Origin of the sequence: Mycolicibacterium cosmeticum (genome assembly GCF_000613185.1) — a bacterium.
GTDB classification, from domain to species: domain Bacteria; phylum Actinomycetota; class Actinomycetes; order Mycobacteriales; family Mycobacteriaceae; genus Mycobacterium; species Mycobacterium cosmeticum.
The window spans coordinates 731,396-744,126 of record NZ_CCBB010000001.1; the positions used below are offsets into that span (position 1 = coordinate 731,396).

General features: G+C 67.7%; 13 protein-coding genes. 6 read left to right on the forward strand and 7 right to left on the reverse strand.

Going from position 1 to position 12,731, the window contains the following annotated elements:
- Positions 1 to 48: 48 nt before the first annotated feature.
- Genes BN977_RS03540 through BN977_RS03555 form a run of 4 tightly spaced genes read left to right on the forward strand, consistent with a single transcriptional unit; the run spans position 49 to position 4,071 of the window.
- Positions 49 to 1,206 (forward strand): phytanoyl-CoA dioxygenase family protein, encoded by a 1,158-nt coding sequence (locus BN977_RS03540; protein WP_051561003.1) that lies wholly within the window; start codon positions 49 to 51, stop codon positions 1,204 to 1,206.
- Complete coding sequence (locus tag BN977_RS03545; RefSeq protein ID WP_036396371.1) at positions 1,203 to 2,222, forward strand: Gfo/Idh/MocA family protein; 1,020 nt, start codon at positions 1,203 to 1,205, stop codon at positions 2,220 to 2,222. Before BN977_RS03540 ends, BN977_RS03545 begins: the two co-directional genes overlap by 4 nt.
- A complete protein-coding gene (locus tag BN977_RS03550; protein WP_036396373.1) occupies positions 2,219 to 3,091 on the forward strand; it encodes a sugar phosphate isomerase/epimerase family protein in 873 nt (290 codons plus the stop codon). The genes BN977_RS03545 and BN977_RS03550 overlap by 4 nt, the downstream gene beginning before the upstream one ends.
- Entirely contained in the window at positions 3,088 to 4,071 is a 984-nt protein-coding gene (locus BN977_RS03555; protein ID WP_036396375.1) for a Gfo/Idh/MocA family protein, read from the forward strand. The genes BN977_RS03550 and BN977_RS03555 overlap by 4 nt, the downstream gene beginning before the upstream one ends.
- Here the strand turns inward: BN977_RS03555 and BN977_RS03560 are convergent.
- From BN977_RS03560 to BN977_RS03570, 3 genes are read right to left on the reverse strand one after another with little or no spacing between them, the layout of a single operon-like run.
- The gene (locus BN977_RS03560; RefSeq protein WP_036396376.1) at positions 4,068 to 4,991 is read right to left on the reverse strand and encodes an NmrA family NAD(P)-binding protein; all 924 of its coding nucleotides are present in this window, start codon (positions 4,989 to 4,991) and stop codon (positions 4,068 to 4,070) included. The two genes, BN977_RS03555 and BN977_RS03560, sit on opposite strands and share 4 nt — an antisense overlap.
- A 39-nt stretch (positions 4,992 to 5,030) precedes the next feature.
- Positions 5,031 to 6,014: a zinc-dependent alcohol dehydrogenase family protein gene (locus tag BN977_RS03565; RefSeq protein ID WP_036396378.1), complete on the reverse strand. Its 984-nt coding sequence runs from the start codon at positions 6,012 to 6,014 to the stop codon at positions 5,031 to 5,033.
- Positions 6,015 to 6,074: 60 nt separating this feature from the next.
- Complete coding sequence (locus BN977_RS03570; protein ID WP_024452928.1) at positions 6,075 to 6,809, reverse strand: hypothetical protein; 735 nt, start codon at positions 6,807 to 6,809, stop codon at positions 6,075 to 6,077.
- Between the two features lie 92 nt (positions 6,810 to 6,901).
- Between BN977_RS03570 and BN977_RS03575 the strand changes: the two genes are divergently transcribed.
- On the forward strand, positions 6,902 to 7,432 hold the full coding sequence (locus tag BN977_RS03575; protein ID WP_024452927.1) for a PaaI family thioesterase: 531 nt from the start codon (positions 6,902 to 6,904) through the stop codon (positions 7,430 to 7,432).
- A gap of 10 nt (positions 7,433 to 7,442) precedes the next feature.
- Here the strand turns inward: BN977_RS03575 and BN977_RS03580 are convergent, their stop codons facing one another.
- Complete coding sequence (locus BN977_RS03580) at positions 7,443 to 8,525, reverse strand: aldo/keto reductase (RefSeq protein WP_036396380.1); 1,083 nt, start codon at positions 8,523 to 8,525, stop codon at positions 7,443 to 7,445.
- Between the two features lie 142 nt (positions 8,526 to 8,667).
- Here BN977_RS03580 and BN977_RS03585 point away from each other — a divergent pair, with 142 nt between their 5' ends.
- Entirely contained in the window at positions 8,668 to 9,585 is a 918-nt protein-coding gene (locus tag BN977_RS03585; protein WP_036396382.1) for an AraC family transcriptional regulator, read from the forward strand.
- Positions 9,586 to 9,639: 54 nt separating this feature from the next.
- On the opposite strand, the gene BN977_RS03590 is transcribed toward BN977_RS03585, so the two are convergent.
- Genes BN977_RS03590 through BN977_RS03600 form a run of 3 tightly spaced genes read right to left on the reverse strand, consistent with a single transcriptional unit; the run spans position 9,640 to position 12,518 of the window.
- Positions 9,640 to 10,458, reverse strand: a complete 819-nt coding sequence (locus BN977_RS03590) for an ATP-binding cassette domain-containing protein (protein ID WP_024452924.1) — start codon at positions 10,456 to 10,458, stop codon at positions 9,640 to 9,642.
- Between the two features lie 9 nt (positions 10,459 to 10,467).
- A complete protein-coding gene (locus tag BN977_RS03595; RefSeq protein ID WP_024452923.1) occupies positions 10,468 to 11,526 on the reverse strand; it encodes an ABC transporter permease in 1,059 nt (352 codons plus the stop codon).
- 2 nt (positions 11,527 to 11,528) lie between these two features.
- A complete protein-coding gene (locus BN977_RS03600; RefSeq protein WP_024452922.1) occupies positions 11,529 to 12,518 on the reverse strand; it encodes a sugar ABC transporter substrate-binding protein in 990 nt (329 codons plus the stop codon).
- Positions 12,519 to 12,731 lie beyond the last annotated feature (213 nt).

A 12,731-nucleotide genomic window follows, 5' to 3' on the forward strand; every position in this document is an offset into this window, starting at 1 on the left:
GGCTTTTTGCCGTTGATTATGGCACAGCGCACAGCAAGACTGGCGGGCATGGTTGCACCACTCACCACATCGGCGTGGATCACCGAATCCGACTGCTCCTTGGCGGATTTCCGGGCCCAGGTGCTGCGCGACACCGATCCCGCCGAGTACCCGCACGCCGCCGACGTCCGGCGCAATGTGCCGATCTATTCGGCCGACGCGATCGCCGGCGCCGACCGCCGCGCGCTGCAGACCGAGCTGATCCGCGTGCTGAGCGACGGCCCCGGCGTGGTGGTGTTCGAGGGCGCCTTCGGACACGACGTGGTGGACCGCGCAACCGCCGCGTTCGGGGAACTGATCAGCGCCCAACGCGCGGCGGGCGGTGCGGCCGGTGACCACTTCGGCAAGGCCGGCGCCAACGACCGCATCTGGAACGCCGCGCAGAAGCTGGCGCTGCACGCCCCCGACGTGTTCGCGCAGTATTACGCCGCGGATACCCTGGCGCTGGTGTCACAAGCCTGGCTGGGGCCGCGCTATCAGGTCACGTCGCAGGTCAATGTCGTCAATCCCGGTGGCGCCGCGCAAGTTCCGCACCGCGACTATCACCTCGGGTTCGTCGACGCCGACCATCTGGCCGACTACCCGGCGCATCTGCACCGGCTGTCCCCCGCGCTGACGCTGCAGGGCGCCGTCGCCCACTGCGATATGCCGGTGGCCAGCGGGCCGACCATGCTGCTGCCCTATTCCCAACGCTTCGAGGCCGGCTACATCGCCTTCTACCGCCCGGAGTTCATCGACTTCTTCGCCGAGCACCACGTCCAGCTGCCGCTGCGCAAGGGTGACGCGGTGTTCTTCAACCCCGCCCTGTATCACGGTGCCGGCAGCAATGTTTCGGCAGATATCAACCGGATGGCCAACCTGCTGCAGATCTCCTCACCGTTCGGGCGTGCCATGGAATCGCTGGACCGCACCGCCATGGTGCGCGCCGTGTACCCGGCACTGCTGGCCATGAAGCATGCCGGGCGGCCGGCGCGGGACCTGAGCAATGCGGTCAATGCCACCGCGGAGGGTTATGCCTTCCCCACCAACCTGGACAGCGACCAGCCCATCGGCAGCCTGGCGCCACCCAGTCAGGTCGACACCGTGCTGGCCGCGCTGGCCGACGACCTGAGTCCCCAAGACCTCGACACCATCCTCACCCAACAGCAAGAACGGAGAATTCCATGACCACCCTCGGTGTTATCGGGTTGGGCCGCATCGGCGCGTTCCACACCGAAACCCTTTCTGCCCTCGACGGTTTGGACGGGTTGGTGATCACCGACGAGCGCACCGACGTGGCCGCCGCGGTCGCCGCCAAGCACGGCGCCAAGGCCGTCGACACGGTCGAGGAACTGCTGGCCTCCGGCGTGGACGGTGTCGTGGTGGCTGCCGCGACACCGGCCCACGCCGAGCTGACCCTGGCCGCGGTGGAGCGGGGCATCCCGACCTTCTGCGAGAAGCCGATCGCCTCCACCGCGGCCGAGAGCGCACGGGTGGCCGCCGCCATCGCGCGTTCCGGGGTACCGGTGCAGGTGGGTTACCAGCGGCGCTTCGACGCGGCCTTCGCGGCGGCCAAGCGGGCCGTCGACGACGGATCGCTCGGCGCGATCCACACGGTGCGCAGCACCACCATGGATCCGGCTCCCCCGCCGCTGGACTACATCAAGGGCTCCGGCGGCATCTTCCGGGATTGCGCCGTGCACGATTTCGACGTGATCCGCTGGATCACCGGCCAGAACGCGGTCGAGGTCTACGCCACCGGATCGGTCCAGGGTGATCCGCTGTTCACCGAGTACGGCGACGTGGACACCGCAGCGGTGGTGGTGCGCTTCGACGGCGGCGCGCTGGGCGTGGTGTCCAACGCCCGCTACAACGCCCGCGGGTACGACTGCCGCCTGGAGGTGCACGGCTTCGACGACAGCGTGGCCGCCGGCTGGGACCAGGGCGCCCCGCTGCGAAACGTGGACCCCGACAACACGTTCCCCACCGGACCTTCGCACCACTTCTTCATGGACCGGTTCACCGAGGCCTTCCGCACCGAGCTGGCCGGATTCCTTGAGGTGGTCAAGGGCGCACCGGTCGCGGGCGCCACCGTCGAAGACGCCGTCGAGGTGGCGTGGCTGGCCGAGGCCGCCACCGAGTCGCTGCGCCGGGGCACCCCGGTAACCCTTGAGTCGGTCAAAAAGAAGGTAAGCAACGCATGAGCACACTGATCAAAATCGCGGGGGCGCCGATCTCCTGGGGTGTCTGTGAGGTACCCGGCTGGGGGTATCAACTCGACCCGGAACGCGTGCTCACCGAGATGCGGGACACCGGCCTGACCGCCACCGAACTCGGCCCGGAGGGCTTCCTGCCCACCGACACCGCCGAACTTCAATCGGTGCTGGCCCGGCACGGGCTGGCCTGTGTCGGCGGATTCGTCCCCGTCGTCCTGCACGATGCCGATCACGATCCCGCCGAAGACCTTGCCGGACCGCTGGATTCACTGGTCGCCGCCGGTGCCGGGGTGGTGGTGCTGGCCGCGGCCACCGGATCCGACGGATACGACTCGCGGCCGGTGCTGGACGACGCGCAGTGGTCGTTGCTGCTGTCCAATCTCGACCGGTTGGCCGAAATCGTCTCGGCGCGCGGGCTGCTCGCGGTGTTGCATCCCCATGTGGGCACCATGGTCGAGACCCGTGCGGACGTCGACCGGGTGTTGGCGGGCTCGACGATCCCGCTCTGCCTGGACACCGGACATCTGCTGATCGGCGGCACCGACCCGCTGGAGCTGGCCAAGGCCGTGCCCGGCCGGATCGCACACACGCATCTCAAGGATGTCGACGCGGCGCTGGCCGCCAAGGTGCAGTCCGGCGAGCTCAGCTACACCGACGCCGTCAAGGCGGGCATGTACACACCTTTGGGCACCGGAGACGTCGATATCGCGGGCATCGTCTCGGTGTTGCGGGACAACGGTTTCGACGGCTGGTTCGTGATGGAGCAGGACACCATCCTGGACGGCGCCCCTGCCGGTGACGGGCCCGTTGCCGACGTCCGTGCCAGTGTCGCATTCCTGAACAGCGTCACCGCGTGAGGATCGGCGTTCTGGGTGCTTCCCGGATCGCCGAGTTGGCGATCGTGGGTCCCGCGGCCGAACTCGGTCACCGGCTGGTGGCCGTGGCGGCCCGGGACCGCGGCCGCGCCGAGTCCTTCGCCGGCAAGTACGGCGTGGAGCGGGTCCTCGACTCGTACCAGGACGTGATCGATGACGCAGAAGTCGACATGGTCTACAACCCGCTGGCCAACGCGCTGCACGCGCGGTGGAACCTGGCCGCCATCGCTGCGGGCAAGCCGGTGCTCAGCGAAAAGCCGTTCGCCCGCAACCACGCCGAGGCGCGGCGCGTCGCCGACGCGGCCCAAGCCACGGGTGTGCCCGTGCTGGAGGGTTTCCACTACGCGTTCCACCCGGTGACGCGGACCGCGTTCGGCCTGGCCGCCGACGGCACGCTCGGAGAGATCCGTTCCGTGGAGGTACGGATGGCGATGCCGGCACCGGGTCCCGACGACCCGCGTTGGTCCCTGGAGCTGGCCGGTGGGGCGGTCATGGATCTGGGCTGCTATGCCGTGCACATCATGCGGACGCTGGGCCGCCTCGACGTGCCCGGCGTGGCGGGCGCGCCGTCGGTGGTTCGGGCGCACGCCGAGCAGCGCGCCCCCGGCGTGGACTCCCGCTGCGACGCCGAGTTCGCGTTCCCGGGTGGCGCCCACGGTCTGTCGACGAATTCGATGGTGGCCGAGGACTATTCATTCACGCTGCGCATCACCGGCACCGAGGGCGACGCGTTCGTGCACGACTTCATCCATCCCGCCGAGGACGACCGGCTCACCCTGACTACGGCCGCCGGCGCCACCGTGAAGCATCTGGGCACCCGGCCGAGCTACAGCTACCAGCTGGAGGCGTTCACCGCGCACGTCGCGCACGGCACACCACTGCCGTTCGGCACCGACGACGCGGTGGCCAACATGGCGCTGGTCGACGCGGTGTACCGGGCTGCGGGGTTGACGCTGCGCTAGGACGCCGTCGTAAACGCCTCCCGGTTCGCCAGCAGGAACTCCCGCACGGTCACCGGTTCTCGACCGGTGAGTTCCCTCAGGGTGTCCGGGTCGGCCGGCAGCGCTCGGCCACTCTCGGCCACCATCTGGCCCACCGCCGAAATGTGCTGCGCCATCGCGGCGTTGACCGCGTCGGCGCCCGGGGTGCGGGACAATGCCAGCAGATCGTCGCGCCACTGATCCCGGCTGATCGGCTCGAAATGGACCGTGCCCGCCGTGGATTCGGTGAGCAGCTCGGCGATCTCGAGGTGGCTGTACTCCTCGGAACCCTTGGCGAAGTACACGGTGTCGGGGAACCGTTCGGGGTGCAGCAGGGCGGCCAGCGCCAGTTCCGCGGCGTCACCGGCGCCGATCCACGCGATCTTCCCCGTGCCGAACGAGTTGCGGATCACTGCGTGCTCGCGCACCGAGTGGCTGTGCAGGACCAGCAGGTTCTCGTGGAACAAGGCCGCGACCCGCAGAATCAGCAGATCGAGACCGGCCCAGTCCAGGACTTGCTCGGCCAACCATTGGGCACGCCCCAGATTCGACGGACTGTCCGGCCGTGCGGGTCCCATCGACATCACCACGGTGCGCGGTGAGCGACCCACTTCTCGCACGGCGGCAGCGTAATTGGCCGCCGCCGTCACGACGCCGTCGTCGATCGGATAGGTGAAGTAGGCCAGGTCGACATCCGCGAGGGCCGGGACCAGGGTGCGGCGATCGTGCAGATCACCCACCGCGATCTCGGCACCCAGCGCCGCGAGTTCCTCGGTCCGCTCGCTGCGCCGGCGGGTCAGGATCCGTACCGGGTGACCCGCCTCGCGAAGCCGGCGTACCAGGTATTCCCCGGTGTTACCGTGACGTCCGGTGGCGCCGGTGATGAGGATCGGGTTGGTCAAGATGTGTTCCTCTCGTGGGGGTGCTGTCTCAGTGCTGCCTCAGTCGAACGTGAACAGGACCTTGCCGCCGCGTTGTGTCGCCTGAGCGTGCTGAAAGGCCTTGCGGTGGTCGTTCAGTCGGTAGGTCGCTTCGACGGGGACGCGGAGCAGGCCGTCGGCCATCAGGGTGGCCAAATGGCCCAACACGGCCCGGATTTCGCGGGCCGGTGCCCGGAAGTACCAATTGCCGAGCCAGAACCCGGTGTGGCGGACTTCGCGCCGGAACAGGTCGGCCGACGTCAAAGCCTGCGGCGGACCGGTCAGGGTGCCGTAGCTGACGAGGGACCCGCCGAATTCCAGCGCGGAGGTCAGCGGGGCCGAGGCCGGACCGCCCAGCGGGTCGAGCACCAGGCGCAGTTTGTCCTCGCCCAGTGTGCCGGTGATCTCTGCCGCGAGGTCCGGTCCGCTGACCAATACGACATCTCCACCGGCGCGGCGGACGTCGTCGACGGCGTCGGCGCGCCGAACGACGTTGAGCGTCTTGATGCCACGGCGTTTGGCCAGCGTGATCACGTGCAGCCCGACCGCGGAGTTGGCGGCGGTCTGCCCCGCCCAGTCGCCGATGCCCACGGTGGTGATCCTCTCCAGGAGCAGGTGGGCGGTCACCGGGTTGATCGACAACATCGCCAACTGCACGGGATCCTCGCCCGGCACCACGACGACATCGTTCTGGGCCGCAACCACTTTCTGTGACCACGTGCCGTACTTGAAGGTGGGCAGGACGATGACCCGCCGGCCGACGAGCGCGTCGTCCACACCCGGCCCCGTCGCTTCGACGATGCCGACACCCTCGGCGCCGACGGTCGCGGGTAGGGCGGGGCGCGCCAGGTAGCGTCCCTCGATCAACAGCAGATCCGAGGGATTGATGGCCGCGGCTTCCATCCGCACCACCACGTCGCCCGGCCCCGGGGCCGGCTCTGCGTCGTCGACCAGCGCAACGCACTCCTGGGGATCTCCGAATTCGGTCAGTACCAGATGCTGCATGGGGCTCTCCTGCGACTAGAGGCAGCGGGTTGTCAGGGATTTGGCATCGCGATCACGGGATCACGGGACATCCGGCGCAGGTCGGCGAACCACGCGTAGTTCGGTGAACCGCAGCGACACCAGCGGCAGCTGTGACCGTGGTTGCCACCGGTCGTCGCGCAGGTAGGCACGCCGCGTCGTCGGGATCTTCAGTCCATTCACGTCGACGTGGTCCTCGACGTACTGGATCACGGGGACACCGCCCGCGATGTCGAGGTGGTAACCGTGCCGGGCCAGCAGCAGATCCTGGCCGAAGTAGAACTGCTGGTGGCGGCAATGGCTGGGCAGCCCGGCGGGCATGGTGGCGCCAAGGCCGACGAGGCGCTGGTCGCCGGTGCCGATCGGCTCGATGGCGTGTGTGTGCACCCCGGGTAGCGTCAGCAGGAACGGCAGATTCAGGTAGTTCCAGAGCGCGTAACCGCTGAAGTACGCCCGCTGCAACGGATTCCACGGGCTTTCCAGGACGTGCCCGACGAAGGTATCCCGCACGTTGTGCCGCCGCGCGAGCTCCGTGCCGTCCTCGGCAACCAGCGCGGTGCCGTCCGCGGTGAATTCGACATGCGACGTGTCACCGGCCGGCCACACCGCCGCCCAGACGTCGCGCATGGCGACGGCGAACTCCCGCTTCGACCGGCCGGGCATGTTCTTCATCTCGAACAACGAGCCGCCGCTCTCCAGCGTGCCCGTCACCTGTCGGCCTGCCCGCCAACGGTCCAGTCCGCCGGCGGCATTCACGATGTCGTCGAGCAAAGTCATGGTGCCCTCCGGGTGCCGGTGTGCCGCGTTGCCAGATCACCCTCACTCGCTGAGTATAGTTTTGTCAACCCAGACTCGTGAATGGAGGAACGATGACCGCCGAGCCCACCCGCGACCCCGGCACCGACGGCTGGGGCCGGCGCCGCACCAAGACCGTCAGCTGGCACGACCCCGCCCCGGCCACCGCGATCGGCCTGTCGATGGCCGGGGTCGACTACCTGAACGCGGTGATCGACGGCACCCTGTCACCGCCGCCGATCGCCGGACTGATGGACTTCACCATGGTCTCCGCCGAGCCGGGACGGGTGGTGTTCACCTGCACACCGGACGAATCCGCCTACAACCCGATCGGCTCCGTGCACGGCGGGCTCGTGTGCACCCTGCTCGATTCGGTGACCGGCTGCGCCGCGCACAGCGCGCTACCGCAGGGCAAGGGGTACACCTCGATCGAGATCAAGGTGAACTACCTCAAGGCGGTTCGCGCCGGCATCGGCGAGTTGACGGCGACCGGCACCCTGGTCAAGGCGGGTGCCCGCGTCAGCTTCGCCGAGGGCGTCGTAGCCGATGCCGCCGGCGCGGTGGTGGCGACGGCATCCAGCTCACTGCTGATCTTCGACCTCTGAGCCGGCCCGCTCAGTACCGCACCGCACTGGCCAGCAGCGGCGGGTAGACCCCGGAATCCTGGCCGTCGACGGTGGTGCCGGCGAACTGCAGGGTGGCCCGCATCGTCCCGTTGAGGTCGGCCGGATAGTTCAACGCGGGCGCGGACACCCGATCCAGACGGCCGCACTGATCCGCCGTGAGAGCGACCTCCAAACCGGCCAGGTTGGCCTCCAGATGCGCCAGTCGCCGGGCCCCGATGATGGGCACGACGGTGCCCTGGCGGGCTCGTAACCATGCCAATGCCACTGCCGCAGCGCTTGTTTCGAGTTCGGCGGCGATGGCGTCGACCGTCTCGATGACGGTGAACTCGTCGTCAGTCGGGCCGCCGACATACGCCGAGCGCGCCGAGTCCGACACCTCGCTGCCACGCCGGTACTTACCCGAGAGGAAGCCGTTCTTCAACGGGCTCCACGGCACCAGCGCCATGCCCTGATCGGCCGCCAGCGGTGCCAACTCCCCCTCCACGGTGCGGGCCAACAGCGAATACTCCACCTGCAGGGCGATCAACGGTGTCCAGCCCCGCAGCACGGCCATGGTCTGAGCCTGCGCGGTGACCCAGGCCGGCGTGTTCGAGAAGCCGATGTAGCGGATCGTCCCGGCACGCACCAGGTCGTCGAGGGTCCGCATGGTCTCCTCGATGGGCGTGTGCCGATCCCAGTTGTGCAGCCAATAGACGTCGAGATAGTCCGTCTGGAGCCGGCGCAGGGTTTCGTGCAGCTGCGCGATGATCGACGATCGGCCCGCACCGCCGCCGTTGGGATCCCCCGGGTACAGGTTGGCGAAGAACTTGGACGCCAGCACCACGCGATGGCGACGCCCGGGGCTGCGGGCGAAGAAGTCACCCAGAATCTTCTCCGAGTGCCCGTTGGTGTAGAAGTTCGCCGTATCGACGAAGTTGCCGCCCCGGTCCAGATATGCCGACAGGATCTGCTCGGACTCCTCGACGCTGGTTCCCGCCGCACCGGGATCCTCTCCAAAGGTCATCGCTCCCAGCGCGAACGGGCTGACACGCAGACCGGACCGGCCGAGGGTGACGTAGTGGTCGAGTGACATGGAACTTCTCCTCCTGAACGGGAATTGGACCTCTTCATTCCATCCGGGGAAGTGCTCGGCGGGTAGACCGATCGGCTTACGTCGTTGCACAATCCTGCCGATGACGCGCGAATCATGTCATCGGCGTGGTTCGCTACCAGTCATGCGCCCCGCAACGGATTCCCTATCCGAACTCCGCCGGCTGATCGACGTACACGCGCGCCCCGACCTGCACACGCGGATCGACGGGCTGCTGCTGTCGAAGGTCGCCGGAGCCGGCAGCCCCGATTACTCGCTGACCGATCCGCTGCTCGTCGTGATGGCCCAGGGCGGCAAGCGACTGCTGCTCGGGGACGAGGTGTTCGAATACCGCGCCGGACAGTGCCTCGTGGTCGCGGCGAGCCTGCCGGTCACCGGTCACTATCTCGATACCCGTCCCGGCCATCCCGCGCTGGCGATGGGGCTGGTGCTGCGTCCGGAGGCACTGTCGGCGCTGTTGTTACACGCACCGCCGCGGCCGTGGACGCGGGGCTCGGCGGACGTCCCGGCGCTCGGCACCGGCGACGCCGATCCTGGTCTGCTGGATGCGGTCACCCGGCTGGTCGCGCTGCTGGATACCCCCGCCGACGCCGCCGTGCTGGCCCCGCTCGTCGAACAGGAGATCCTGTGGCGGCTGCTCACCGGCCCGCAGGGCGCGATCGCCCGCCAGATCGGTGTCGCCGACAGCACGCTCACCCACGTCAACAAGGCGATCGTCTGGATGCGGGACAACTACGCCGAACCGGTGCGCGTCGAGGATCTGGCCCGGATGGCGGGCATGAGCGCTTCGGCGTTCCACCGCCACTTCCGGGCCGTCACGGCGATGAGCCCGGTGCAGTTCCAGAAGCGGATCCGGCTGCAGCAGGCCCGATCGCTGCTCGTCACCCGGCCTGGTGACATCGCCGGTGTGGGCCACCGGGTGGGCTACGACAGCCCCTCGCAGTTCAACCGCGAATACCGCCGACTGTTCGGCGTGCCACCCGGTCAGGACGCGGTTCGGCTCCGGGAGGACGTTCCGGAACGCCGAAACTACGCTTTCTGACCGAAAACCCGGTGATTCCGGCCAGAAAGCGTAGCCTCGGCGAGCCGCTGGGGGTCAGCGGCGGCCCAGTTCGTGGCTGAGCGCTTCGAGCTCGTTGCCACCGGCCATCTCCTGGGTGAGATGCTCCAGCGTGATCTCGTCGTACGTGCAGTCCAGCTTCTGCCTACCGCGGTTGAGCAACACGAAATGATCGCCCACCATGTGCGCGTGGTGCGGGTTGTGGGTGATGAAGATGACCCCGAAACCCTGCTCCTTGGCCGCGGTGATGTAGCGCAGCACCATGCCCGATTGCTTGACACCCAGCGCGGCGGTGGGCTCGTCGAGGATCAGCACCCGAGCGCCGAAGAAGATGGCGCGGGCGATGGCCACACACTGCCGCTGGCCACCCGAGAGCGAACCGATCGGGGCGTCCACGTCGGGCAGGTCGATGCCCATCTTGTGCAGTTCGGAGATGGTCGTCGCCCGCATCGCGGAGATGTCCAGCGATTTGAGGATGCCCTTCTTGCGCAGCTCATTGCCCAGGAAGAAGTTGCGCCACACCGGCATCAGGGCGACCACGGCCAGATCCTGGTACACCGTCGCGATGCCGGCGTTCAACGAGTCCTTGGGTGATTCGAACGTGGTGGGCTTGCCGTCGATGAGCAGTTCACCCTCGGTCGGCTTGTGCAGCCCCGCGATGATCTTGATCAACGTGGACTTGCCCGCACCGTTGTCACCGAGCACGCCGGTCACCTCACCGGCACCCACCCGCAGGTTGATGTCCTTGAGCGCGATGATGTTTCCGTAGCTCTTGCCGACGTGCTTGAGTTCGACCAGCGGCACCCCGCCGTCGGCCGGGGTCTCGGCGATGGGGGTCTCGGCAGCTGTAGTCACGAGGATCTCCTAACGCTTCGCTGCGTAGTTGCGGACGACGTTGTTGGCGATCACCGCGAACAACAGCATGGCGCCCAGGAAGAACTTGAACCAGTCCGGGTTCCAGCCCGCATACACGATGCCCTGGTTCGTCATACCGAAGATGAACGCGCCGATCAGCGTGCCGATGGCGGTGCCGTACCCACCGGTGAGCAGGCAGCCACCGACCACCGCGGCGATGATGTAGAAGAACTCGTTGCCGATGCCCTGCCCGGATTGCACGGTGTTGAAGGCGAACAGCAGATGCATGCCGACGAACCAGGCGCAGAAGCTGACGACCATGAACAGGCCGATCTTCACCTTGGTCACCGGCACACCGACCGCGCGGGCGCTGTCCTGGTTACCGCCGACGGCGAAGATCCAGTTGCCCACCCGGGTGCGGAACAGCACGTAGGTGGCGATGGCGGTGAACAGGATCCACCACAGGACGGTGACCCGCACCGACACCCCGAGAATGGTGAACGACGACGCGAAAACCGTCTTGCCGGAGTCGAAGCCCTGCATGTCCGACACGCTGGGGGTGGCGACCTGGCCGGACAGCAGCTTGGTGACCGCCAGGTTGATACCGGTCAGCATGAAGAACGAGCTCAAGGTGATGAGGAAGGACGGAATCTTGGTCCGCATCACCATGTAGCCGTTGAAGAAGCCGACGGCGAGCGCGATGACCAGCGAGAGTGCCGCTCCCACCCACAGATTCAGGTGCAGGTTGTAGGACAGCATGGACGCGGCCAGCGAGGTGGTGGTGACCGCGACGCCCGAGGACAGGTCGAACTCGCCGCCGATCATCAGCACACCGACCCCGACGGCCATGATGCCGATCGTCGAGCTGGCGTAGAGCACGGTGGCCAGCGCTTCCGGGGTGCGGAACGGCGGGGCCACGATGAGGAAGAGGACGAAGATACCGACCGCGCCGACGAACGCCCCCATCTCGGGGCGGATCAGCAAGCGCTGCAACCGGTTCTGTTCCTTGACCCGTTCGTCGCGGACGACGGTGTGGGTTTCCAGGTTGAGGTCTGCCTGGGTCGTCATCGTTATCGAGTCCCTGCTTCGGCGTACTTGGCGACCGCGTCGATGTTGGTCTTGTCGATGAACGACGGACCGGTGAGCGTCGGCTGGCCGCCGCCGAGGACGTTGCCGTTGTTCAGGTAGAGCCACAGCGAGTCGACGGCGAGGTAACCCTGCAGGAAGGGCTGCTGGTCGACGGCCCACTGGACGTCACCGCCCTTGATGGCGTTCACCAGCGCGGCGTTGGTGTCGAAGGTGCCGACCTTGGCCTTGCTGCCCGCGTTCTTCACCGACTGCACGGCCGTCATCGCGAACGGTGCGCCGAGGGTGACGATGTAGTCGACGCCGGGGTCCTGCTGCAGTTTGGCGGTGATGGTCGATTCGACCGAAGGCATGTCCTTACCGTTGACGTTGAGCACCTCGGTGGCCGGGAAGGCGTTCTTCACCCCGGCGCAGCGGGATTCGAGCCCGACGTGGCCCTGCTCCTGGATGACACAGATGGCCTTCTTGGCGCCCTCGGCGGCCAGCCGCTTGCCCGCGCCTTGCCCGGCGATGTACTCGTCCTGCCCGAAGAACTCCTTGACGCCCATCGCCTGCCAGGCGTCGGCACCGGCGTTGAACGCGACGACCGGGATGCCCTTGGCCGTGGCGGCCTCGACGACGCTCTTCATGGCGTCCGGCTTGGCCAGGGTGATCGCGATGCCCTGCACCCCGCTGTCCACGGCGGTCTGCACCAGGTTGGCCTGGTTCGGGGCCTCCGGGTCATTGGAGTAGCGCAGTTCGATGTTGTCCTTCTTGGCCGCCGTCTCGGCGCCCTTGCGAACCAGGTCCCAGAACGAGTCGCCCGGCACTTCGTGCGTGATCATCGCGATGGTGGCCCGCGGCGTGTCGGCCGAGCCGGCCCCCATCCCGCCGCCGCCGTTGCTGTCGGGCTTGCCGCCGGTGCTGGAACACGCGCTGGCCCCCAGGACGAGCACGCTCGCCCCGGCCACCGCCATCAGCCGACTGAACCTCATCGTTTCTCCTTGCTATCGACCTCACCGCGGGCGCTCGTCCCACCCGGACTCCAGTGGCAAGCGACACGGCCTCGGTGATGATGTAATACCGCTCACATCCGAAAGTCAAGACTTTGTTCGGACATTAGGACTGCATATCAAATGCCAGATACGCGCCTGCGCATTCGTGCGGAAGGCACGTCACAGCCGCGAGGCGAGCCGAAGCCCTTGTCG

Excerpts from the sequence above, each read along its gene's own strand:
- BN977_RS03595 (WP_024452923.1), bottom strand. The coding sequence starts at position 11,526 with ATGACGACCCAGGCAGACCTCAACCTGGAAACCCACACCGTCGTCCGC.
- BN977_RS03545 (WP_036396371.1), top strand. The coding sequence starts at position 1,203 with ATGACCACCCTCGGTGTTATCGGGTTGGGCCGCATCGGCGCGTTCCAC.
- BN977_RS03600 (WP_024452922.1), bottom strand. The coding sequence starts at position 12,518 with ATGAGGTTCAGTCGGCTGATGGCGGTGGCCGGGGCGAGCGTGCTCGTC.
- BN977_RS03580 (WP_036396380.1), bottom strand. The coding sequence starts at position 8,525 with ATGTCACTCGACCACTACGTCACCCTCGGCCGGTCCGGTCTGCGTGTC.
- BN977_RS03550 (WP_036396373.1), top strand. The coding sequence starts at position 2,219 with ATGAGCACACTGATCAAAATCGCGGGGGCGCCGATCTCCTGGGGTGTC.
- BN977_RS03565 (WP_036396378.1), bottom strand. The coding sequence starts at position 6,014 with ATGCAGCATCTGGTACTGACCGAATTCGGAGATCCCCAGGAGTGCGTT.
- BN977_RS03540 (WP_051561003.1), top strand. The coding sequence starts at position 49 with ATGGTTGCACCACTCACCACATCGGCGTGGATCACCGAATCCGACTGC.
- BN977_RS03575 (WP_024452927.1), top strand. The coding sequence starts at position 6,902 with ATGACCGCCGAGCCCACCCGCGACCCCGGCACCGACGGCTGGGGCCGG.
- BN977_RS03585 (WP_036396382.1), top strand. The coding sequence starts at position 8,668 with ATGCGCCCCGCAACGGATTCCCTATCCGAACTCCGCCGGCTGATCGAC.
- BN977_RS03570 (WP_024452928.1), bottom strand. The coding sequence starts at position 6,809 with ATGACTTTGCTCGACGACATCGTGAATGCCGCCGGCGGACTGGACCGT.